General features: G+C 64.7%; 13 protein-coding genes, 5 tRNA genes and 2 pseudogenes. 9 read left to right on the top strand and 11 right to left on the bottom strand.

Features of this window, described 5'->3' with window-relative positions; genetic code table 11:
- Nucleotides 1-18 precede the first annotated feature (18 nt).
- On the top strand, nt 19-216 hold the full coding sequence (locus VZ068_RS11400) for a PspC domain-containing protein (protein ID WP_259149222.1): 198 nt from the start codon (nt 19-21) through the stop codon (nt 214-216).
- Between the two features lie 5 nt (nt 217-221).
- Complete coding sequence (locus VZ068_RS11395) at nt 222-662, top strand: hypothetical protein (protein ID WP_259167828.1); 441 nt, start codon at nt 222-224, stop codon at nt 660-662.
- A gap of 176 nt (nt 663-838) precedes the next feature.
- On the opposite strand, the gene VZ068_RS11390 is transcribed toward VZ068_RS11395, so the two are convergent.
- A complete protein-coding gene (locus VZ068_RS11390; protein ID WP_349655378.1) occupies nt 839-2050 on the bottom strand; it encodes an FAD-dependent oxidoreductase in 1212 nt (403 codons plus the stop codon).
- A gap of 186 nt (nt 2051-2236) precedes the next feature.
- Between VZ068_RS11390 and VZ068_RS11385 the strand changes: the two genes are divergently transcribed.
- A complete protein-coding gene (locus VZ068_RS11385) occupies nt 2237-2464 on the top strand; it encodes a hypothetical protein (protein WP_259149227.1) in 228 nt (75 codons plus the stop codon).
- Between the two features lie 103 nt (nt 2465-2567).
- On the top strand, nt 2568-4937 hold the full coding sequence (locus tag VZ068_RS11380; protein WP_349655377.1) for a Tex family protein: 2370 nt from the start codon (nt 2568-2570) through the stop codon (nt 4935-4937).
- 676 nt (nt 4938-5613) lie between these two features.
- On the opposite strand, the gene VZ068_RS11375 is transcribed toward VZ068_RS11380, so the two are convergent.
- The 4 genes and pseudogenes from VZ068_RS11375 to VZ068_RS11360 all read right to left on the bottom strand — a co-directional run bounded on the left by VZ068_RS11375 (nt 5614) and on the right by VZ068_RS11360 (nt 9861).
- On the bottom strand, nt 5614-8646 hold the full coding sequence (locus VZ068_RS11375; RefSeq protein WP_349657694.1) for a PAS domain S-box protein: 3033 nt from the start codon (nt 8644-8646) through the stop codon (nt 5614-5616).
- Nucleotides 8638-8904, bottom strand: a pseudogene (locus VZ068_RS11370) (hybrid sensor histidine kinase/response regulator); the annotation flags it as partial. The pseudogene VZ068_RS11370 and the gene VZ068_RS11375, both read right to left, overlap by 9 nt.
- A gap of 90 nt (nt 8905-8994) precedes the next feature.
- Nucleotides 8995-9375, bottom strand: a pseudogene (locus VZ068_RS11365) (histidine kinase); the annotation flags it as partial.
- Nucleotides 9376-9480: 105 nt separating this feature from the next.
- Nucleotides 9481-9861 (bottom strand): response regulator, encoded by a 381-nt coding sequence (locus VZ068_RS11360; protein ID WP_046964096.1) that lies wholly within the window; start codon nt 9859-9861, stop codon nt 9481-9483.
- Nucleotides 9862-9999: 138 nt separating this feature from the next.
- Here VZ068_RS11360 and VZ068_RS11355 point away from each other — a divergent pair.
- Nucleotides 10000-10086 (top strand) — tRNA-Leu (locus tag VZ068_RS11355).
- Between the two features lie 339 nt (nt 10087-10425).
- A complete protein-coding gene (locus tag VZ068_RS11350) occupies nt 10426-10602 on the top strand; it encodes a hypothetical protein (RefSeq protein ID WP_259167834.1) in 177 nt (58 codons plus the stop codon).
- A gap of 156 nt (nt 10603-10758) precedes the next feature.
- Here VZ068_RS11350 and VZ068_RS11345 read toward each other — a convergent pair.
- The 6 genes from VZ068_RS11345 to VZ068_RS11320 form a co-directional block, all read right to left on the bottom strand.
- A tRNA-Glu gene (locus VZ068_RS11345) sits at nt 10759-10834 on the bottom strand.
- A 46-nt stretch (nt 10835-10880) separates the two neighbouring features.
- A tRNA-Ala gene (locus VZ068_RS11340) sits at nt 10881-10956 on the bottom strand.
- A gap of 579 nt (nt 10957-11535) precedes the next feature.
- Nucleotides 11536-11611 (bottom strand) — tRNA-Glu (locus VZ068_RS11335).
- Nucleotides 11612-11658: 47 nt separating this feature from the next.
- Nucleotides 11659-11734 (bottom strand) — tRNA-Ala (locus tag VZ068_RS11330).
- Nucleotides 11735-11835: 101 nt separating this feature from the next.
- On the bottom strand, nt 11836-12297 hold the full coding sequence (locus VZ068_RS11325) for a cytochrome c (RefSeq protein ID WP_005995424.1): 462 nt from the start codon (nt 12295-12297) through the stop codon (nt 11836-11838).
- A gap of 8 nt (nt 12298-12305) precedes the next feature.
- Complete coding sequence (locus tag VZ068_RS11320; RefSeq protein WP_259167835.1) at nt 12306-12704, bottom strand: cytochrome c; 399 nt, start codon at nt 12702-12704, stop codon at nt 12306-12308.
- 204 nt (nt 12705-12908) lie between these two features.
- On the opposite strand from VZ068_RS11320, the gene VZ068_RS11315 reads away from it, so the two are divergent.
- From VZ068_RS11315 to VZ068_RS11305, 3 genes are read left to right on the top strand one after another with little or no spacing between them, the layout of a single operon-like run.
- On the top strand, nt 12909-14039 hold the full coding sequence (locus tag VZ068_RS11315; protein ID WP_349655376.1) for an efflux RND transporter periplasmic adaptor subunit: 1131 nt from the start codon (nt 12909-12911) through the stop codon (nt 14037-14039).
- Nucleotides 14036-17545, top strand: coding sequence for an efflux RND transporter permease subunit (locus tag VZ068_RS11310; protein WP_349655375.1), 3510 nt, complete (start codon nt 14036-14038; stop codon nt 17543-17545). Before VZ068_RS11315 ends, VZ068_RS11310 begins: the two co-directional genes overlap by 4 nt.
- On the top strand, nt 17542-20628 hold the full coding sequence (locus VZ068_RS11305; RefSeq protein WP_349655374.1) for an efflux RND transporter permease subunit: 3087 nt from the start codon (nt 17542-17544) through the stop codon (nt 20626-20628). The genes VZ068_RS11310 and VZ068_RS11305 overlap by 4 nt, the downstream gene beginning before the upstream one ends.
- Nucleotides 20629-21119 lie beyond the last annotated feature (491 nt).

The following is a 21119-nucleotide window of genomic DNA, read 5'->3' as shown; positions in this document are numbered from 1 at the left end:
GTTTCGAGGAGCCTTCCCATGGCCACCACTGCACTGTCCCGCTCCCTCAATGACCGCATGATCGCCGGCGTCGTCGGCGGCATCGCGCGCCGTCTCGGTTGGAGCTCAACGCTGCTGCGCATCCTGTTCGTGATCGTCTCGATCGCCTCGGCTGCGTTTCCCGGCATCCTGGTCTACCTGATCCTGTGGCTGCTGATCCCCAATCAGGCCGACTGAGCCGGTTGCGGCAGGCACGATCGGCATGGCTGCTGCTGGGCGCGTTGTGGACGCTGCCCAACACCGTGCTTGGCCTGTTGATCGGTGCGGTCGGCAGTTGTTTTGGCGCGCGTCCGCGCTGGTCGGGCCACGAGCTTGCGCTTGTTTTTCATGGCTGGCCCTGGGGGCCGGGCGGGGCGATGACGCTGGGCAATGTGATCCTGCTCAAGGGCGCATCGCTGGATCTGCAATGCAGCACCTATGCGCACGCGGCGGGCCGCTGCGAGCATCCGCCGGTGCGCCTGGGCGATCACGAGCGCGCACATGTCTATCAATACATGCTGCTCGGGCCGCTGTTCCTGCCGGTGTATCTGATCTGCGGCGGCATCCATGTGCGCAATCCGCTGGAGCGGGCGGCCGACGCTTATGCAATGCACGGCCGCGGTTGGTGGCCGTGGTGGTCTTAGGCACTGCAATGGATCTGCAGTGGCTGACAACGCTTCCGCCCTCACCGCCAGGCCTGCGCCCATCCTGGTCATGAGCGCACCATCCATACCCGCCTGCCGACTGCTCGCGATCTGTGTCAGTCCCTCGTGGTGACAGCCACACACTCAGCGGCTGCGCTGCAAGACGGCATCCCCTCTCAACCCAATCGCGAAAATCCGAACAGTTCCGACAACGGGTGCGGCTTTCCTTCCAGTTGCGCACGCAGCAAGCCGGCGCCGATTGCGCTGTAGGTGATGCCGTTGCCGCCGTAGGCCATCGCGAACGATACGCGTGGGCCTTGCTCGGCATGCGTGCCGAAGAAGGGCAGGCCGTCGGCGGTTTCGGCAAACGTGCCGCCCCACGAAAACACCGGGCGTAGACGCGCGTCCGGCATGGTCTTGCCGATCTTTTTCAGCAGCGTCTTCAGTTTGCCCTGCACGCGCGCATCGCGGCGTGCGGGGATGTCCACGTTGTCGTCTTCGCCACCGGCCACCACACGGCCATCGGGGGTGCTGCGCATGTACAGATACGGGCGTGCGGTCTCCCACATCATGGTGTGCTTGAGCGCGCCGATCTCGCTGTCGTGCAGCGGGTCGGTCACGAAGGCATAGCTGCTGCGATTGCGTGCCACGCGCTGCGACAGCCACTGCTGGTTGCCATAGCCTGCAGCCAGGATCACGTGCTTGGCGTGCAGCACGACGCCATCGCGCGTGCGTAATCGGACGTGTTGATCGTGCGGGATGATGGCGGCGATGGTGGTGCGATCAAAGATGCGTGCGCCGTATTGCTCGCACTCGGCAAACAGGCGGTAGCAGAGGCGATACGGGTCGACGCTGGCGGCAAGGCGGCTGAGGATTGCGCCGTCCGAGCGCACGCCGTAATCGTGCCATAACGCCTCGCGGTCGACCCATTCCACCGGCAGCCGATGCGTCTGGCGTGCGTCGAGCTCGTCACGCAGGTCGCTCAGGTCGCGTGCACGGCTGGCGTAATACAGGCTGTCCTGGCGGGTGAAATCGCAACCGCCAACGCTGTCGCACAGATCCTGCAGATCGACGATGGCCTGCGCGCAGGCGCCATAGGCAAGCGCGGCAGCCGGCATGCCATGCTGTTTGGCCAGGTCGATCAGTGGCGTATCGATTTCATACTGCAGCAGCGCCGTGCTGGCCGAGGTACTGCCCCAGCCGATTTCGCGTTGTTCGACCACCACCACTTCATGGCCATTGCGCAGCAGTTCGTGCGCGATCAGCGCCGCGGTCACTCCGCCGCCCACGATCACCACCTCGCTGTGGATGTCTTGCTCCAGGCGTGGATAGGCACGCATCAATCCGTTTCGGATCGACCAGAACGGGTAGCCACTTTTGAGGTCCATGCGATGTCGTGAGAACTGGGGATCGCGATTGGACAGCCGAGTGCGGTGAAGTCGCCGTGAGGCGAGCCTTGCCTGGAGGCCGTCACCAAACCGCAAACAGCCGGCGTTAACGTGCGTGGAAAGCTCCTCACGGCGCGCTCGTTATGCTCGCGCCCCAACGCAGCAACTGCAACAAGAGGGTGTGGCATGTCGATTGTCCTGTACGTCGGTGGCAGCAAAGATGGCGACAAGGGCGTTGTGCCTTACGGGTTCAGCAAGTCGCGGGCGATGACCGACGCCGGCCCGGAGGTGTATGTGGAACGGATGGTGCCGCTGAAGGACGTCGGCAAGATCCGCGTCATGGCACTGGAATCCCTGCACGAAAGCATTCTGGTCGAACGCGCCGCCACCCATTACGCGCACCGCGCCAGCTGAGCGCGGCGGCATAGGTTTACGACGGCGCTGTCAACGGGTTTCCGTGACGGGCCCGCACTGCGAAAATGCTTTTTTTCAGTGAAGCGGTTCATGCCGCGCCGTCATGCACGATAGCCAGCTTGCCCAGCAGATTGCTCGCACCATCGCCGATGAGATCGGTGCCCAACCCGCCCAGGCGCGCGCCGCCATCGCCCTCCTCGACGAAGGCGCCAGCGTGCCGTTCATCGCCCGCTACCGAAAGGAAGTCACTGGCGGCCTGGACGATACCCAGCTCCGTAACCTGGAAACGCGCCTGACCTATCTGCGCGAGCTGGAAGACCGCCGCGCGGCGATCCTGTCCAGCATTGGCGAGCAGGGCAAACTCAGCGACGAACTACGCAACGAGATCGCCGCTGCCGACACCAAGTCGCGGCTGGAAGACCTGTATCTGCCCTACAAGCCCAAGCGCCGCACGCGCGCGCAGATCGCGCGTGAAGCCGGGCTGGAGCCGTTGGCCGATGGCTTGCTGGCCGATCCGACGCAGACACCGGACGTCGCCGCTGCCGCATTCATCGACGCCGACAAGGGTGTGGCAGACGGCAAGGCTGCGCTGGAGGGCGCGCGCGCGATCCTGATGGAGCGCTGGGGCGAAGATGCCGCGCTGGTCGGCGAACTGCGCAGCTGGCTCAACGACAACGGGGTAATCCGCGCGCGCGTGGCCGAGGGCAAGGAAGAGGCCGGGGCCAAGTACCGCGATTACTTCGACCATGCCGAGTCGCTGGCAAAGATTCCCTCGCACCGGTTGCTGGCGCTGTTTCGCGCGCGCCGCGAGGAGTTTCTGTACCTGGATCTGGACCCGGGTACCGATGCCGAAGCCGGGCATCAGTACGCCGAAGGCCGCGTGGCGCGCAGCGCCGGCATTTCCAACCAGGGCCGCCCGGCCGACCGCTGGTTGCTGGACGCCTGCCGGCTGACCTGGCGCGCCAAGCTGCACATGCACCTGCTGCTGGACCTGTTCAACCAGGCGCGCGAAAAAGCCGAGGCCGAGGCAATTGCCGTGTTCGGCGACAACCTCAAGGACCTGATGCTGGCCGCGCCCGCCGGTCCACGCGTGGTGCTGGGACTGGATCCGGGCATCCGCACCGGCTGCAAGATCGCCGTGGTCGATGCCACCGGCAAGCTGGTGGCCACCGAGACGATCTATCCGCATGAGCCCAAGCGGCAGTGGGACCAGTCGCTGCAGACCATCAAGAAATTGTGCATGCAGCACAACGTGGAGCTGATCGCGATCGGCAACGGCACCGCCAGCCGCGAGACCGACAAACTGGCCGGCGAGGCGATTGCGTTGTGCGGGGCGACCAAGTTGCAGAAGGTCGTGGTCAGCGAGGCGGGTGCGTCGGTGTATTCGGCGTCCGAGTTTGCCGCCAAGGAATTTCCCGAGCTGGATGTCTCGCTGCGCGGCGCGGTGTCCATCGCGCGGCGCCTGCAGGACCCGCTGGCCGAGCTGGTCAAGATCGAGCCCAAGGCGATCGGCGTGGGCCAGTACCAGCACGACGTGGATCAGTACCGCCTGGCCAAGGCGCTGGAGGCGCGGGTGGAAGACTGCGTCAACGCGGTTGGCGTTTACGTCAACACTGCTTCGGCGGCGCTGCTGTCGCGCGTGTCCGGCCTGTCCGGCACGGTGGCGGAGAATATCGTGCGCCATCGCGACGACAACGGCCCGTTCAAGCGCCGCAAGGACCTGCTGAAGGTGCCGCGTCTGGGCGACAAGACCTTCGAACAATGCGCCGGTTTCCTGCGCATCGCCGATGGCGACGAGCCGCTGGACGTGTCGGCAGTGCATCCAGAAGCCTATCCGGTGGTGGAGCGCATCGTGGCCAACACCGGCAAGCCGATCAAGGCGTTGCTGGGCGACGGCAGCTTCCTGCGCGGCCTCAAGCCGGAGCTGTTCACCGACGAACAGTTCGGCGTACCGACCGTGCGCGACATCCTCAAGGAGCTGGAAAAACCCGGCCGCGACCCGCGCCCGGAGTTCAAGGCCGCGCAGTTTGCCGAAGGCATCGAGGACATCAAGCACCTCAAGCCGGGCATGGTGCTGGAAGGTGTGGTGAGCAACGTGGCCGCGTTCGGCGCCTTCGTCGATATCGGCGTGCACCAGGATGGGCTGGTGCATATCTCGGCGTTGTCGGACACATTCGTCAAGGATCCGCGCGATGTGGTCAAGGCCGGCGACATCGTCAAGGTCAAGGTGCTGGAAGTGGACGTGGCGCGCAAGCGCATCGCACTGACCTGCCGTCTGTCCGACACGCCGCCGGCGGCCGATGGCGCGGCGCAGTCGCGCGATACGCGCGGCAATGGCGGGCCGGGGCAGGGCCGTCGCGACGGTGGTGGTGGTGGACGTGGACCGGCGCAGGGCAACAGCAAGCCGCGCACCACCGCTCCCCCGGCCGATAACGCACTGGCTGCCGCATTCGCCCGCGCCAAGCGCACCTGAGTCATGCTGCCTTGCGTGACGACTGGCTTGAAGTGATGGGGCAGCAACGTTGCAGATCAGTCGTGAGCGGCTGATGTGCAACGTGACTGCAGGGGCCTTGCCCGCCCACCATCGCGGGACACACGTCCCTGTGACTTGCCTGCCCAGCATTACATCCACGAGTGGCAACTCTGGCAACCGTTCGGGCGACACAGGGGAGAAACCGGCGGGGGCACCCAGCTACACGACGATCGGTAACGATCCAGGTGCTCACAGTGACCTACGCCGGCTCTCGACACCCAAACGCCAGAATCCGAGCAGATAAGGCTCTTCTGCGGCATCCATGTCGCATAAGGTCCCGCGACGGTGGGCGGGCTAAGGACCAGTCGAGATGATCTGTGCGCATTGTTTTCAATAACGCGACCAGCCAACTCGTTGCTGCGGTGTCCCGCGAGCGGCGAGGGCACCGCACCCTCGACGACCTGCGCTTTTGACTGCATCCAACGAGCGACGCTACTACTCGAATGACGTTGTGCACATGCAGCCTGCAATGCAGTCGGGCGGCAATTGAAACGTGCCGGCTGCCAGGCGGTGCGCTCCCGCAAGACAGTGTGCACTCGCGATCAGGGCGTTGGCCTTCGTCCTTCTCCCTGCCTGCATTCTTTTTGTCAGCCGCTGTCGGGCGATCTCACGCCGCTCACGGTACCGCACGCATCGGCACCACCAAGCCTTCGATCAGATCGACCAGTCCGGGCGGCTCCACCGGCTTGCCCATATGCGCATCGAAACCGGCCGCCACCGCACGGTCGCGGTCTTCTTCGTGCACGTAGGCAGTCAGTGCGATTGCCGGGATATGCCGCGGCAGATCGGCGCGACCGGCGCGCACGCTGCGGATCAGATCGTAACCATCGCGCAGCGGCATCGCGATGTCGCTGACCAGCACGTCGAAGGCCGCAGCGGCCAGACAGTGTTCGGCCGCATCCACCGAGCCGGCCGCCTGCACCTGTGCGCCGGCAAGTAACAGAAACTGCAGCACCGCCTCGCGCGAATCCTGATCGTCGTCGACCAGCAGCACCCGCACGCCGTCCAGCCGCCCATGGCAATCGGCCGGAAGCGGCCCATGCTGGCTCGAATCCACCGATTGCGGGCGCAGGCCACTGACCCCATGCTGGAACGGCAGCACGATGGTGAATGTCGCCCCCTTGCCTTCACCGGCACTGGAGGCGCCAAGGCTGCCGCCGTGCAGATCCACCAACTGGCGAGAAATCGACAACCCCAGCCCGAGGCCGCCAACCCGGCGTGTGGTGCCGGCATCTGCCTGCCGAAACCGATCGAACACGTGCGGCAGGAAGTCCGGCGCAATGCCGATCCCGCTGTCCTGCACGCATAGCCGCAGACGCCCGTCCTCCACATCCAGGCCCACGCGCACGCTGCCACCGGGTGCGGTGAACTTGAGCGCATTGCTGAGCAGGTTGGTGAGCACCTGCTGCACGCGCCCGGCATCGCCAAAGAACCACAGCTCGCTACCAGCCGGTGCGTCCAGTTCCAACGCGATGTCGCGCGCCAGTGCGGCCGGCTGCATCAGTTCCACGGTGCTGTGCGCCAATCCGGCAATGTCGAAATGCGCGGACTGCAGACGAATCTTGCCGGACAGGATCGCGCTCATGTCCAGCAGGTCGTCGATGATCTGCGTCTGCGCACGCGCGCTCCGCTCGATGATGACCAGGCCCTTTGCCAGATTCTCCGGCGCGAAGCTCTGCGACTGCATCAGTCGCGACCACCCCAAAATCGCGTTGAGCGGCGTGCGCAATTCGTGGCTGAGCGTGGCCAGGAATTCGTCCTTGACCCGGCTGGCGTGTTCGGCCTGACCGCGCGCAGCGGTTTCCGCCTGCAGCGACAGCTTGAGCTTGGCATCTACGCGCGTGCGTTCGATCACGATGCCGGCCAGGTGTGATGCAGAGCGTGCCATCGCCTGTTCGCGCAGCGACGGCAGATATGGGCGGTCGTAGTAGATATTGAGCGTGCCCAACACCTGACCATCGCTGGACAAGATCGGCGTCACGCAGCACGCCACGATGCCCAGCATCGCCGACACCGCATGATGAGGGCCGAAACTTGGCTCGGCCTGGAGATCGGCGCAGATGACCTGCCGGCCAAGATGCGCGGCGCGCGAGCAGGGCGGGCCACCCGGACCGATCGGGACCGGCTCGAAGTTGCCGTGATACGCGATTGGAAAGTGCGGCGCCGAGCCGAAGCTCAAGGTGTGCCGCACTTCGTCCAGCACCATCACCGAGCAATACAGGCCGATCTCACCGCGCGCCTCCACGCTCAATGCAATCGCATCCAGCACCACCGGCAACGGCGCGCCGGTGGTGATCAGGCTCAGGATCGCGCGGTCGGACGCGGTGGCATCTTCGATATGCTTGCGTTCGGAGATATCGGTGAGCGAGCCGATATGCCCGAGAAAACGCCCATCGCTGGCGAAATGCGGCGAGGCGGTATCGATGCACCAGCGGTACTGCCCGTCGTGGCGGCGCACGCGGTACTCGGCCAGGAATTCGCCGCGCCGTTCCAGTGCCTGTTCGAACGCCAGCCGTACGCGCCCGGCATCGTCCGGGTGCATCACGTCCCACCAGCCCTGATCCAGCGCCTGGTCTTCGGCTTGTCCGGTGAAGTGGTACCAGCGCGGGTTCCAGTACACGCAGGCGCCTTGCGCATCGGACATCCAGATCATGGCCGGCACCGTCTCGCACAGCGCACGGAAGCGGATTTCGCTCTCGCGCAATTGCTGCTCGAAGGTGCGGCGATCGTGGATGTCGGTATAGGTGCCGATCCATTCGCTGATGCGGCCGTCGTCGCCACGAACGGGCAGGGCGCGTGCCAGATGCCAACGCGCCTGGCCGTCGTACCGCAGCAATTCGCATTCGATCTCGTAGGCACGGGTGTCGAGCAGTGCGTCCTGCCACGTTTTCACAGACAACCGCAGGCCATCGGCGGTGTGGGCCCGATGCCACGCCGCACTCTCGTTGTTGGCCGGATCCAGCCCGGTGTACTCGTACCAGCGTTGATTGAAGTAGTGCGGCTGCCCATCCGGTCCGGCGATGAAGATGATCTGCGGCAAGGTGTCGGCAAGCCGACGCAGACGCGCTTCGTTGGCCGCCAGTTGCTGCTGCGCCTTGGCCCGCTGCATCGACTCCCAGCAGCGTGCCGCCACCAGCCGCACCAGCTCGATCTCGCTCGACAACCAGCGTCGCGGTGCGCGTTGATGCACCCCGATCGCCGCGACCAGACGGCCATGTTTATGCAGTGGTATCGCCAACGATGCGCGCAGGCCGGAGTGGCGATACTGCTCGGCCACATAGTCCGGCGCACCCGGTGCCATCGCATCGGTGGTGAACCAGGGCCGGTTTGCCAGCAGTGCATCGCGCAGACCTTGGGCCACTTCCATCGGAAAGTCGCCTTGCAGGCTCGGCATGGCCTGCACATGGTCGCTGATGACACGCATGATGCTGCCGTCTTCGGTCGCCAGTCCGAATGCGCAGCGGTTGGCCTGCAGATGTTCACCCAGCAGGCGCACGCTGGTGTCGATGACGTGCCGTGGGTCGGAGACGTGTTGCAAAGCGTCTTCGAGCATCAGCAGAAAACTGTCACGCCCTTCCACGCGCCGCTGCGCGGTGACATCAAAGCCGTGCACCAGGATCGCATCGACGCGGCCGTCGCTGTCGCGCATCGGCTGGTACAGAAAGTCCACGAAGGTTTCGTCGAGCATGCTGCCGGGTGTGCGCTGCAGATAGGCCGTCATCGATTCGCCGATGAAGGGCCGGCCGCTACGACGCACCTCGTCGAGCAGGCCGAGATAGCCTTGATCGGCGATCTCCGGCATCGCCTCCAGCAAGGGGCGGCCCAGCAATGGGCGCTCGCCGACAAGATCGTGGAAGCGTTGGTTGACGCTCTCGATGATGTAGTCGGGCCCCCGCAGCACCGCCATGAAGGCCGGCGATTGGTCGAGCGCTGGTGGCGCTGCAAGCGACACTGCAGCGCTACGCCACTCGGGCGCACTGCGTGCGGACGCAGTGGCCACATACAACGCACCTACCTGCTGGCCGGCATCCAGGATCGGACTGCACGACCATGTCGACAGATTCAATGCAGTGCCTGCGCCGGCAGGCGGGTTGCCAGGGCTGTCGCTTGTCGTCAGCTCGGCAAGCGGCTGGCCGAATGCAGCAGGGTGCCGTGGGCCGAACGAAGCGATGCAGGCGTCGTTATAGATGCAGTGTGCGTGCTCGCCCCAGACCAGCAGCATCGGGTGCGCTGCGTGCAGGCACACCGACAGCGCGGTGCGCAGTGCCTGACTGCTGCAGAGCAGTGGGTCGGCCACGCATGCCGATGCCCTGACCAATGCTGCGGTTTCGCTCGTCTGCGGTAACAGACCGGCAAACGGCGAGGCGGCATTCTCCATCCAGCAACCACCTGCAAATCTTCGATGCCTGATTCTAGTGACAACCGCTCAGCTGGCAACTGCAGCCGACACCCGGTCAGAGGGCGACCAGGCAACCAGGGACGGTTAGCTGCTGGCGCCGCTCAGCTGCCGCGCACGCGACAGCGCACCGACAAGTTCTTCGGACAGATAGGGCTTGGTCAGAATGACGCCGCGTTCGAAGCCGCTGGGAATGCTGCCGCTGGCAACGCCGGTTGCCAGTACAAAGGGAATGCCGCGCTCTGACAGCAGGCGGGCAACCGGCTCGCTGGTCTGGCCATTGCCCAGGCGATAGTCCAGCACGGCGATATCCGGCGCATCGTCCTGAATCAACTGCAGCGCGTCCTGCACCTCGCCGACAGGACCGACCACAGCCGCACCGGCGTGGACAAGCTGCAACTCGAGCAGCATGGCATTCATGTCATCGTTTTCGACCACGAGTACCCGAACTCCACGCAACACCGACATTGCTTACTCCTTCACCAAGTCGGCCAGTATATCGGGGCTGGTCGGTCACGGCGCTGCCGATGCCGCTTGCACCTGAATTCGTCAGGAGCGTCCTGACACTGTTCGTTTCATTCGCAAGCCGCTATACTGCGCGGCCACGCCGAAGTGGCGGAATCGGTAGACGCAGCGGACTCAAAATCCGCCGCCCTTAAAAGCGTGTGGGTTCGAGTCCCACCTTCGGCACCAAGATGTTGCAGTAATAGCAAAGCCCTTCCGGCGCAATCCGGAGGGGCTTTTTGCTGTATGCCGGCTTGCCGTGCAGGCGAGCGCTTTCACCCGGTCGCGAAGTGCGCGACGAGTACTGGTGAAGCGTCCGTCCGTAGCGGGCGGCATCAACGCTGCCCCATTGCGCAGGCGTCGTTGCGTTGTCTGTCGTCGATATCGATCCATCGTCTGGTGGCAGTCGTCATGCCTCACCGAACCAAGTTTTCGCTGCGCGCAGCTGCGGTACCGGATGGCGTTGCAGGCACGCAGTCATCACGCCCGGTGCGTACCGTGGAGGTCTCTTTCAAGCGGATGGCCCTAATGGATTTCGATTCTTCGCAGCAGTTGCGCATTCTTCGCGACATCCACGACACCAAGCCGGTATCCGACGAGGAGGGCAACTGGGCGGTACGTGCGGGCTATGCCACGCAAGCCGAGGACGGAGATATCGATCTGACCCACGAGGGTCGCAAGGCGTTGGACGACGGGCAGGCCTGAGCGTGCTGGATGGTGATGAGCATGCGCGTGTCGCATGCACGCACCCAGCCGCACTTGCAGGGGTTGAATAACCCGCTTCAGCCGAACGCTGTCTTGCGTATGCTGTGAACAGCAATGCATAAAAAAACCCCGGCAAAGCCGGGGTTTTTGGATGATTGGCGTCCCCACGGGGATTCGAACCCCGGTGTCCACCGTGAAAGGGTGGTGTCCTAGGCCTCTAGACGATGGGGACGCGTATCAAAACTCGTTGTCCATTCCAGACGGCCTAATGTCTGAAGTGGTGGAGCCAGGCGGGATCGAACCGCCGACCTCCTGCATGCCATGCAGGCGCTCTCCCAGCTGAGCTATGGCCCCGCGTTGCTGCGAGCCGGCAATCATAGCGAACTCATCGTCGTTTGCAAAGCGATGTCGCAACTTTTTTCGTACGGGGTGAGCCTCGCTGACGCGGCTTCTGAGGTGTCTGCGCCTGGATGAGGAGAGACGGCGAGCACTCCTTGCGCGTTCGAGCACCGCAATGGGCGTATACGAGTGCATGCGACCGCGCCGGCACTTTGGCGAAACGCCCTGCGCGCCAGGGTTGCGATTCGCCGGGCGTGGGTATTCGTGGCAAGGCGTGCTGCACATCATGCAGCGCGTCCTTGCCGGTGCGGGCTGCATTCAACAGGTGCGATGGCCGGGCGCGACTTCGGCCACCCGCCGCGCTTCACGGCAAAAGTGTGTGCCAACTGCATGACTTCTTCGTCAGTGCAACCCGCGAACTTGCCTGTCTTTTTACGAATGCATCCAGGCGTATCGCTGTGTTGGTCGTGATGCGAGGTGTCGCAATCATGAGGCTTTGCGCGACACCGGGCAGGGGGGGGGGCGACCCATGTGCGTGCCGGCCAGGCATCATGCAAAGAAAAAACCCCGGCAAAGCCGGGGTTTTTGGATGATTGGCGTCCCCACGGGGATTCGAACCCCGGTGTCCACCGTGAAAGGGTGGTGTCCTAGGCCTCTAGACGATGGGGACGCAGATCAAAACCTGAGTTGTCATTTCAGACGGCCTAATGTCTGAAGTGGTGGAGCCAGGCGGGATCGAACCGCCGACCTCCTGCATGCCATGCAGGCGCTCTCCCAGCTGAGCTATGGCCCCACGAAACTGAGAACGAAATGATAGCGACCTGTTAATGTTCGCGCAAGCGCTTTTTCATTCCGGTTGAGACGGCGCGTGCGCTCGGCAGCGCTGCCTGCCACTTACTTGACGCCATGCAGATCGCGCAGCTGCGTCGGCCGAGCGCCGAAGTAGGCGGCGAGGTCAGCGATGTCCTGATCGCTCAATGCGGTGGCCTGCGCAGTCATCAGCGGGTGCTGGCGATCGCCGCTGCGATAGGCCTGCAGCGCATGCGCAAGATAGTCGCCGTACTGGCCGCCGAGCTTGGGATAGCTGGGGTCGATCGGTGCATTGCCATCGGCACCATGGCAATCCACGCAGCTCTGGCCGGTAGCCTTGCCCTTGGCATGCGCGAGTTTGTCGCCGGCGTCGGCGCGACCGGTGGGCAGGCCGGCAGAGGAGCCAGAGCCGTGTTCGCCGCTGGCATGGCCGGCATCGCCGGCGGAGTGATCGGTGGATTCGACCTGGGATTGGGAACAGGCCGCCATCATCAGGGCAGCGACCAGGACGATGGCTAGACGCGGAGCGTGCAGGGCGTTCGGCATGTGGGCGCTTACTTGAGGGTGGACAGGAAGGCGGAGATGTCGGCGATGTCCTGCTCGGAGAAACTCTGCGCCTGCGCCTGCATGGTCGGGTGTTTGCGCTTGCCCTGGCGGTACTCGGTCAATGCCTGGGTCAGATACTGACTGGACTGGCCGCCGATCTTGGGCACGCGGTAACTGGGATAGGCGTTCTTGTAGCCGGTCACGCCGTGGCAGCCCTGGCAGGTATACGCCAGCAGACGGCCATTGGAGGGATTGCCGGTCGGGGCTGCGGGCGCGGAGGCAGCAGGTGCGGCGGCAGGCGCCGGCGTGGCCGGGACTGCTGGCGTGACTGACGGTGTCGCTGATGCGCCCCCAAACGGCAGGAAGACGACCAGAGCGAGACAAGCGGCGAGCGGCTGCGGGCGCATGGTTTCGTATCCGGAAGACTGATTGAGCGTCCGCACGTGGGGGCGTGACGGAACCGGACCGAGTATGCCTGCGATTTGGCGTGGCGCAAACGGGGTGAATACGCGAAGTTGAACAGACCATGACCTTTGGCGCATTGGCGACATGCATGTTCGGGTGGTCTACTTGCCTACAACACCTGTTCACGCATCCACTAGGACACGACGATGTCGCCACTCTTCTTCTTGCCCGGCCGCAGCGGAATCTGCGCCGCAGTATTGATCTCCACCAGCCTGCTGTTGGGCGGCTGCAAGACCGGCGATGGAGAGGCCAAGGCCGCAGAAGAAAAAAAGGCCGTGGACGCGGTGCCGGTGGAAACCGCCAAGGCAGCACGTCGCGCAGTAGCCGCTAGCTATACGGGTACCGCCGCGCTGGAGCCGCGCGCCGAGGCGCAGGTGGTGGCCAAGACGTCCGGCGTGGCATTGGCGGTGATGGTGGAAGAAGGCCAGAAGGTGTCGGCCGGCCAGGCGCTGGTGCGACTGGACCCGGACCGCGCGCATCTGGCCGTCGCACAGAGCGAAGCGCAGCTGCGCAAGCTGGAAAACAGCTACCGCCGTGCGACGCAACTGGTCGGCCAGCAGCTGGTGAGCGCGGCCGATGTGGACCAGCTCAAGTTCGATGTGGAAAACAGCCGTGCGCAGCATCGCCTGGCATCGCTGGAGCTGTCCTACACCACGGTGCAGGCGCCGATTTCCGGCGTGATCGCCTCGCGTTCGATCAAGACCGGCAACTTCGTGCAGATCAATACACCGATCTTTCGCATCGTCGACGACTCGCAGCTGGAAGCCACGCTCAACGTGCCCGAACGCGAACTGGCGACATTGAAATCCGGCCAGCCGGTGACCCTGCTGGCCGATGCGCTGCCGGGCCAGCAGTTCATGGGCAAGGTGGATCGCATTGCGCCGGTGGTGGATTCGGGGAGCGGGACGTTCCGCGTGGTGTGTGCGTTCGGCAAGGGCGCCGAGTCGCTGCAGCCCGGCATGTTCGGGCGCATCCGCATCGATTACGACCAGCGCAAGGATGCCCTGGTGATCCCGCGTCTGGCGTTGCTGGACGACGGTGAGCCGGCGGTATTCGTGGTGCGCAATGGCAAGGCAGCGCGGGTGCCGGTGAAACTCGGTTACGCCGAAGGCCCGTGGCTGGAAGTGCGGCAGGGCCTGAAGGAAGGCGACCAGGTGGTGACCGCCGGCAAGGTGGCGCTGCGCGACGGCACTGCGGTGCAGGTCATCGGCCAGCCCGACCGCAAGCCGGTGGCGGCTGCGGCGCCGGCAACCGGCAGTGATGGGAAGCGCTCATGAGCGATCACGGCAACCCGCACGGACCCGTGCATGACCCGCATGCGCCATTGCCCGGCGGTGGCGGGCTGGTGGTCTTCGCCACACGACGGCGGGTGACCATCGCGATGATCACCGTGACCATGCTGTTGTTCGGCCTGATCGCACTGCGCAGCCTCAAGGTCAATCTGCTGCCGGATCTGAGCTATCCCACGCTGACCGTGCGCACCGAATACACCGGCGCAGCGCCGGCGGAAATCGAAACGCTGGTGACCGAGCCGGTGGAAGAAGCCGTTGGCGTGGTCAAGAACCTGCGCAAGCTCAAGTCGATCTCGCGCACCGGGCAAAGCGATGTGGTGCTGGAATTCGCCTGGGGCACCAACATGGACCAGGCCAGCCTGGAAGTGCGCGACAAGATGGAAGCGCTGTCGCTGCCGCTGGAAACCAAGCCGCCGGTGCTGCTGCGCTTCAATCCCTCCACCGAACCGATCATGCGCCTTGCGTTGTCGCCCAAACAGGCGCCGGCCTCCGACAACGATGCGATCCGTCAGCTCACCGGCCTGCGCCGCTATGCCGACGAAGACCTGAAAAAGAAGCTCGAACCGGTGGCCGGCGTGGCGGCGGTCAAGGTCGGCGGTGGCCTGGAAGACGAGATCCAGGTGGATATCGATCAGCAAAAACTCGCACAGCTCAACCTGCCGATCGACAACGTGATCACCCGGCTCAAGGAAGAGAACGTCAACATCTCCGGCGGCCGGCTGGAAGAAGGTTCGCAGCGCTACCTGGTGCGAACGGTCAACCAGTTCGTGGATCTGGACGAGATCCGCAACATGCTGGTCACCACGCAGAGCAGCAGCGGCAGCGCGGCGCAGGCGGCGATGCAGCAGATGTATGCGATTGCCGCGTCCACCGGTTCGCAGGCGGCATTAGCTGCGGCGGCCGAAGTGCAGAGCACCTCGTCGGCGTCCAGCAGCAGCATCGCCGGCGGCATGCCGGTGCGGCTGAAGGATGTGGCCGACGTGCGGCAGGGCTACAAGGAGCGCGAGGCGATCATCCGCCTGGGCGGCAAGGAGGCGGTGGAGCTGGCGATCTACAAGGAAGGCGACGCCAACACCGTCTCCACCGCCGCTGCGCTGCGCAAGCGGCTGGAGCAGTTGAAGGCGAGCTTGCCCGGCGATGTGGAGATCACCACCATCGAGGACCAGTCGCACTTCATCGAGCACGCGATCAGCGACGTCAAGAAGGATGCGGTAATCGGCGGCGTGCTGGCGATCGTGATCATCTTCCTGTTCCTGCGCGATGGCTGGAGCACCTTCGTGATCAGCCTGTCGCTGCCGGTGTCGATCATCACCACGTTCTTCTTCATGGGCCAGTTGGGCCTGAGTCTCAACGTGATGTCGCTGGGTGGGCTGGCGCTGGCCACCGGCCTGGTGGTGGACGATTCGATCGTGGTGCTGGAAAGCATCGCCAAGGCGCGCGAACGTGGCTTGAGCGTGCTGGATGCGGCGATCGCCGGCACCCGCGAAGTCAGCATGGCGGTGATGGCGTCCACCTTGACCACGATCGCGGTGTTCCTGCCGCTGGTGTTCGTGGAGGGCATCGCCGGGCAGCTGTTCCGCGACCAGGCGATGACCGTGGCGATCGCGATCGCGATCTCGCTGGTGGTGTCGATGACGCTGATCCCGATGCTGAGTTCGCTCAAGGGCGCTCCGCCGATGGCGTTCCCGGATGAGCCAGGCCATCCGGACTGGAAGCCCGAACAACGCTGGCTCAAGCCGGTGGCTGCCGGTCGGCGCGGTGCGGGCGCAAGCGTGCGCTATGCGTTCTTCGGTGCAGCGTGGGCAGTGGTCAAGCTATGGCGTGGCCTCGCGCGGGTGGTGTCGCCGGTGATGCGCAAGGCCAGCGACCTGGCGATGGCGCCGTACGGCCGTGCCGAACGCGGCTATCTGGCGATGCTGCCGGCGGCGTTGCGGCGGCCCGGTCTGGTACTGGGACTGGCGGCGGCGGCGTTTGTCGGCACTGTGTTGCTGGTGCCGATGCTGGGCGCGGACCTGATCCCGCAGCTGGCGCAGGATCGCTTCGAAATGACGGTGAAGCTGCCATCCGGCACGCCGTTGGCGCAGACCGATGCCTTGGTGCGCGAGTTGCAGCTGGCGCACGACAAGGACCCGGGCATCGCCTCGTTGTATGGCGTGAGCGGCAGTGGTACGCGGTTGGATGCCAACCCCACCGAAAGCGGGGAGAACATCGGCAAGCTCACCGTGGTGATGGCTGGCGGCGGGAGCCCGGAAGTGGAAGCGGCGGCGACGCAGCGGTTGCGCAGCAGCATGGTCGGGCATCCCGGCGCGCAGGTGGATTTCGCACGGCCGGCGTTGTTCAGCTTCTCCACGCCGCTGGAAGTGGAATTGCGCGGGCAGGATCTGGGCGAGCTGGAGCGTGCAGGGCAAAAACTGGCCGCGATGCTGCGCGCCAATGGACACTACGCCGACGTCAAGTCGACGGTGGAAGAGGGCTTTCCGGAAATCCAGATCCGCTTCGATCAGGAGCGCGCCGGTGCGCTGGGGCTGACCACGCGCCAGATCGCCGATGTCATCGTCAAGAAGGTGCGTGGCGATGTCGCCACGCGCTACAGCTTCCGTGATCGCAAGATCGATGTGCTGGTGCGTGCGCAGCACAGCGACCGTGCGAGCGTGGATGCGATTCGCCAGCTGATCGTCAATCCGGGCAGCAGCCGGCCGGTACGTCTGGCTGCGGTGGCCGAGGTGCTGGCGACGACCGGCCCGAGCGAGATCCATCGCGCCGATCAGACCCGCGTGGCCATCGTGTCGGCCAGCCTGAAGGACATCGACCTGGGCGGTGCGGTGCGCGAAGTGGAGACGCTGGTGCGCAAGGACCCGTTGGCTGCGGGTGTGGGCATGCATATCGGCGGGCAGGGCGAGGAGCTGGCGCAGTCGGTGAAGTCGCTGCTGTTCGCGTTCGGGCTGGCGATCTTCCTGGTCTATCTGGTGATGGCGTCGCAGTTCGAATCGCTGCTGCATCCGTTCGTCATCCTGTTCACCATTCCGCTGGCGATGGTGGGCGCGGTGCTGGCGCTGCTGATGACCGGCAAGCCGGTGTCGGTGGTGGTGTTCATCGGCTTGATCCTGCTGGTGGGCCTGGTGACCAAGAACGCCATCATCCTGATCGACAAGGTCAACCAGTTGCGCGAAGAGGGCGTGCCCAAGCGCGAGGCGCTGATCGAGGGGGCACGTTCGCGTTTGCGGCCGATCATCATGACCACGCTGTGCACCCTGTTCGGCTTCCTGCCGCTGGCGGTGGCGATGGGCGAGGGCGCTGAGGTGCGTGCACCGATGGCGATCACCGTGATCGGCGGCTTGCTGGTGTCCACGCTGCTGACGCTGCTGGTGATCCCGGTGGTGTACGACCTGCTGGATCGCCGCGCCGATGCCTACTACCTGGAGCGCGGGCGGCGCATGGCGCGGCAGCAGGCGCAGGCACACCAGACCACCGACGGGCTGGAGGCGCTATGAGCGTTGCGGCTTTCAGCATTCGTCGTCCGGTCACCACCATCATGTGCTTCGTGTCGCTGGTGGTGGTGGGCTTGATCGCCGCCTTCCGATTGCCGTTGGAGGCGCTGCCGGATATCTCGGCGCCGTTCCTGTTCGTGCAGTTGCCGTATACCGGCTCCACCCCGGACGAGGTGGAGCGCAACCTGGTGCGGCCGGCCGAAGAAGCCTTGGCCACGATGACCGGCATCAAGCGCATGCGCTCCACCGCTACCGCCGACGGCGCCAACATCTTTATCGAGTTCTCCGACTGGGACCGCGATATCGCCATCGCCGCATCGGATGCCCGCGAGCGGCTGGATGCCATTCGCGACGATTTTCCGGACGATCTGCAGCGCTTCCATATCTTCAAGTGGTCCAGCAGCGACGAGCCGGTGCTCAAGGTGCGCCTGGCCAGCCAGACCGACCTGACCGGTGCGTACGACATGCTCGACCGCGAGTTCAAGCGGCGCATCGAACGCATTCCCGGCGTGGCGAAGGTCGAAATTTCCGGGGCTCCGCCCAACGAGGTGGAGATCGCCATCGCGCCGGATCGCCTGACCGCGCACGATCTCAGCCTCAATGACCTGAGCGAGCGGCTGGGCAAGCTCAATTTCTCGGTGTCCGCCGGGCAGATCGACGACAACGGGCAGCGCATCCGCGTGCAGCCGATCGGCGAGTTGCGCGATCTGCAGGAGCTGCGTGAGCTCGTACTCAATGCCAAGGGCTTGCGCCTGGGCGATATTGCGCAGGTACGCCTCAAGCCCACGCGCATGAACTACGGGCGGCGGCTGGACGGGCGCCCGGCGATCGGCCTGGATGTCTACAAGGAGCGCAGTGCCAATCTGGTGGAAGTGTCCAAGGCTGCGCTGAAAGAGGTCGAAGACATTCGCGCCGAGCCTGCGATGCGCGACGTGCAGATCAAGGTGATCGACAACCAGGGCAAGGCGGTGACCTCGTCGCTGGCCGAACTGGCCGAAGCCGGCGCGGTGGGCCTGTTGTTGTCGATCACGGTGTTGTTCTTCTTCCTGCGCCACTGGCCATCGACGCTGATGGTGACGCTGGCGATCCCGATCTGCTTTGCGATCACGCTGGGCTTCATGTATTTCGTCGGCGTCACGCTCAACATCCTGACCATGATGGGCTTGTTGCTGGCGGTCGGCATGCTGGTGGACAACGCGGTGGTGGTGGTGGAAAGCATCTACCAGGAACGCGAGCGCATGCCCGGGCAGCCGCAACTGGCGGCGCTGCTCGGCACCCGCAGCGTGGCGATCGCGCTCAGCGCCGGCACCTTGTGCCATTGCATCGTCTTCGTGCCGAACCTGTTCGGCGAGACAAACAACATCTCCATCTTCATGGCGCAGATCGCGATCACCATTTCGGTGTCGCTGTTGGCGTCGTGGCTGGTGGCGATCAGCCTGATCCCGATGCTGTCCGCGCGCATGAAGACGCCGCCCATGGTGACTTCCGACCATGGCGTGATCGCCAGACTGCAACGCCGCTATGCGCGGGTACTGGCGTGGACGCTGGCCCATCGCGGCTGGAGCGTGACCGGCATCATCCTGGTGAGCGCCATCAGCCTGGTGCCGATGAAGCTGACCAATGTGGACATGTTCGGCGGCGATGGGGGCAACGAGGCCTTCATCCAGTATCAGTGGAAAGGCTCCTACACCCGTGAGCAGTTGGGCGAAGAGATCGGCCGTGTGGAAAATTATCTCGAAGCCAATCGCGCCAAATACCACATCACGCAGATCTATTCGTGGTTCAGCGAAGTGGAAGGCAGCAATACGGTGGTGACCTTCGACGCGAGCAAGGTGAAGAATCTGCCGCCGTTGCTGGAAAAGATTCGCAAGGAACTGCCGCGCTCTGCGCGCGCCGACTACAGCATTGGCAACCAGGGCGATGGCGGCAGCGGCAACCAGGGCGTGCAGGTGCAGTTGGTTGGCGATTCCACCGAAGCGCTCAAGTCGCTGGCCGACGACGTCATTCCGCTGCTGGCGCAACGCAAGGAGTTGCGCGACGTGCATGTGGATACCGGCGACCGCACCAGCGAGCTGGCGATTCGGGTAGACCGCGAACGCGCGGCTGCATTCGGCTTCAGTGCGGAGCAGGTGGCCAGTTTCGTGGGTCTGGCATTGCGCGGTACGCCGTTGCGCGAATTCCGTCGTGGCGACAATGAAGTGCCGGTGTGGGTGCGTTTTGCCGGCGCCGAGCAAAGCAAGCCCGAAGACCTGGCCGGCTTCACCGTGCGCACAAAAGATGGCCGCAGCGTGCCGTTGCTGAGCCTGGTGGACGTGCAGATTCGCCCGGCCGCCACCCAGATCGGGCGTACCAATCGTCAGACCACATTGACCATCAAGGCCAATCTGGCCGAAAAAGTCACCGTGCCGGAAGCACGTGCGGCGATGGAAAAGCCGCTCAAGGCGATGAGTTTCCCGGCCGGCTACAGCTACACCTTCGACGGCGGCGATTACCAGAACGACGGCGAAGCGATGGGCCAGATGGCATTCAATCTGATAATCGCGTTGGTGATGATCTACGTGGTGATGGCGGCGGTGTTCGAGTCGCTGCTGTTCCCGGCAGCCATCATGAGCGGCGTGCTGTTTTCGATCTTTGGCGTGTTCTGGCTGTTCTGGATCACCGGCACCTCGTTCGGCATCATGTCCTTCATCGGCATCCTGGTGCTGATGGGCGTGGTGGTGAACAACGGCATCGTGATGATCGAGCACATCAACAATTTGCGTCGCCGTGGCATGGGCCGCACGCAGGCGCTGGTGGAAGGCTCACGCGAGCGCTTGCGCCCGATCATGATGACGATGGGAACCGCGATCCTGGCGATGGTGCCGATCTCGCTGACCAGCACCACGATGTTCAGCGACGGCCCGCCGTACTTCCCGATGGCGCGCGCCATCGCCGGCGGCCTGGCGTTTTCCACGGTGGTGAGCCTGCTGTTTCTGCCGACGATCTACGCGATTCTCGACGACATGAGCAGCGGCGCAGCAGCGCTGGTACGACGTGCGCGCGGGGTGCCGCACACGTCCCCGGCGAGCGCAGCGCTGGAGTCTTGATCATTCAGCCTGGCTGAAGTTTGTCGCGGTGCGCCGACGGCGCCGCTGTCACGTCGTGCTCGGGCCTTGAACCTCATGAGCCGCCTGACGCCCCTCTCCCGCCGGAGCGAGGAGGCACAGCGTGGGCGCCATGGGCACGCGTGTCTTGGAGCGCCCGCGCCGCAAGCGCGGGCCGGGGCGCGGAGCGGGGGTTGGGGGAAAGGGTACGGGTTCTCCGGGCACTGCCAATCATCCGGCTGTTATTCGCTGGCTTCGGTGAGAGCGACAGCGCGTCCGGGGATCGGCTCCTCGGCTCGGTCAGACATCCTGTCTGACTCGCCGCCGCGGCACGTCCATGTGCCGCTCTCCGCCAATCCCCGGCCACGCTGCCGCCCCGGCGAGTCGTTGCCGTGACTTTGAGCGACGAACAACGACAGCCGATTCAGTGCTCGATTTGGTACATGCCAATCATCCGCCAGGTTCGCTGCACGTCTTCTGGGCCTTCGACTTCG

The organism is Xanthomonas sp. 10-10 (genome assembly GCF_040182365.1).
In the GTDB taxonomy this organism is placed as follows: domain Bacteria; phylum Pseudomonadota; class Gammaproteobacteria; order Xanthomonadales; family Xanthomonadaceae; genus Xanthomonas; species Xanthomonas arboricola_F.
Note: the sequence above shows the minus strand (reverse complement) of the source record. Positions and strands in the feature narration are given on the sequence as shown.

What these genes read in the sequence shown, in the direction of transcription:
- VZ068_RS11400 (WP_259149222.1), top strand. Translation starts at nt 19, where the DNA reads ATGGCCACCACTGCACTGTCCCGCTCCCTCAATGACCGCATGATCGCC.
- VZ068_RS11390 (WP_349655378.1), bottom strand. Translation starts at nt 2,050, where the DNA reads ATGGACCTCAAAAGTGGCTACCCGTTCTGGTCGATCCGAAACGGATTG.
- VZ068_RS11385 (WP_259149227.1), top strand. Translation starts at nt 2,237, where the DNA reads ATGTCGATTGTCCTGTACGTCGGTGGCAGCAAAGATGGCGACAAGGGC.
- VZ068_RS11380 (WP_349655377.1), top strand. Translation starts at nt 2,568, where the DNA reads ATGCACGATAGCCAGCTTGCCCAGCAGATTGCTCGCACCATCGCCGAT.
- VZ068_RS11375 (WP_349657694.1), bottom strand. Translation starts at nt 8,646, where the DNA reads ATGCGCGACAGCGACGGCCGCGTCGATGCGATCCTGGTGCACGGCTTT.
- VZ068_RS11360 (WP_046964096.1), bottom strand. Translation starts at nt 9,861, where the DNA reads ATGTCGGTGTTGCGTGGAGTTCGGGTACTCGTGGTCGAAAACGATGAC.
- VZ068_RS11350 (WP_259167834.1), top strand. Translation starts at nt 10,426, where the DNA reads ATGGATTTCGATTCTTCGCAGCAGTTGCGCATTCTTCGCGACATCCAC.
- VZ068_RS11325 (WP_005995424.1), bottom strand. Translation starts at nt 12,297, where the DNA reads ATGCCGAACGCCCTGCACGCTCCGCGTCTAGCCATCGTCCTGGTCGCT.
- VZ068_RS11320 (WP_259167835.1), bottom strand. Translation starts at nt 12,704, where the DNA reads ATGCGCCCGCAGCCGCTCGCCGCTTGTCTCGCTCTGGTCGTCTTCCTG.
- VZ068_RS11315 (WP_349655376.1), top strand. Translation starts at nt 12,909, where the DNA reads ATGTCGCCACTCTTCTTCTTGCCCGGCCGCAGCGGAATCTGCGCCGCA.
- VZ068_RS11310 (WP_349655375.1), top strand. Translation starts at nt 14,036, where the DNA reads ATGAGCGATCACGGCAACCCGCACGGACCCGTGCATGACCCGCATGCG.
- VZ068_RS11305 (WP_349655374.1), top strand. Translation starts at nt 17,542, where the DNA reads ATGAGCGTTGCGGCTTTCAGCATTCGTCGTCCGGTCACCACCATCATG.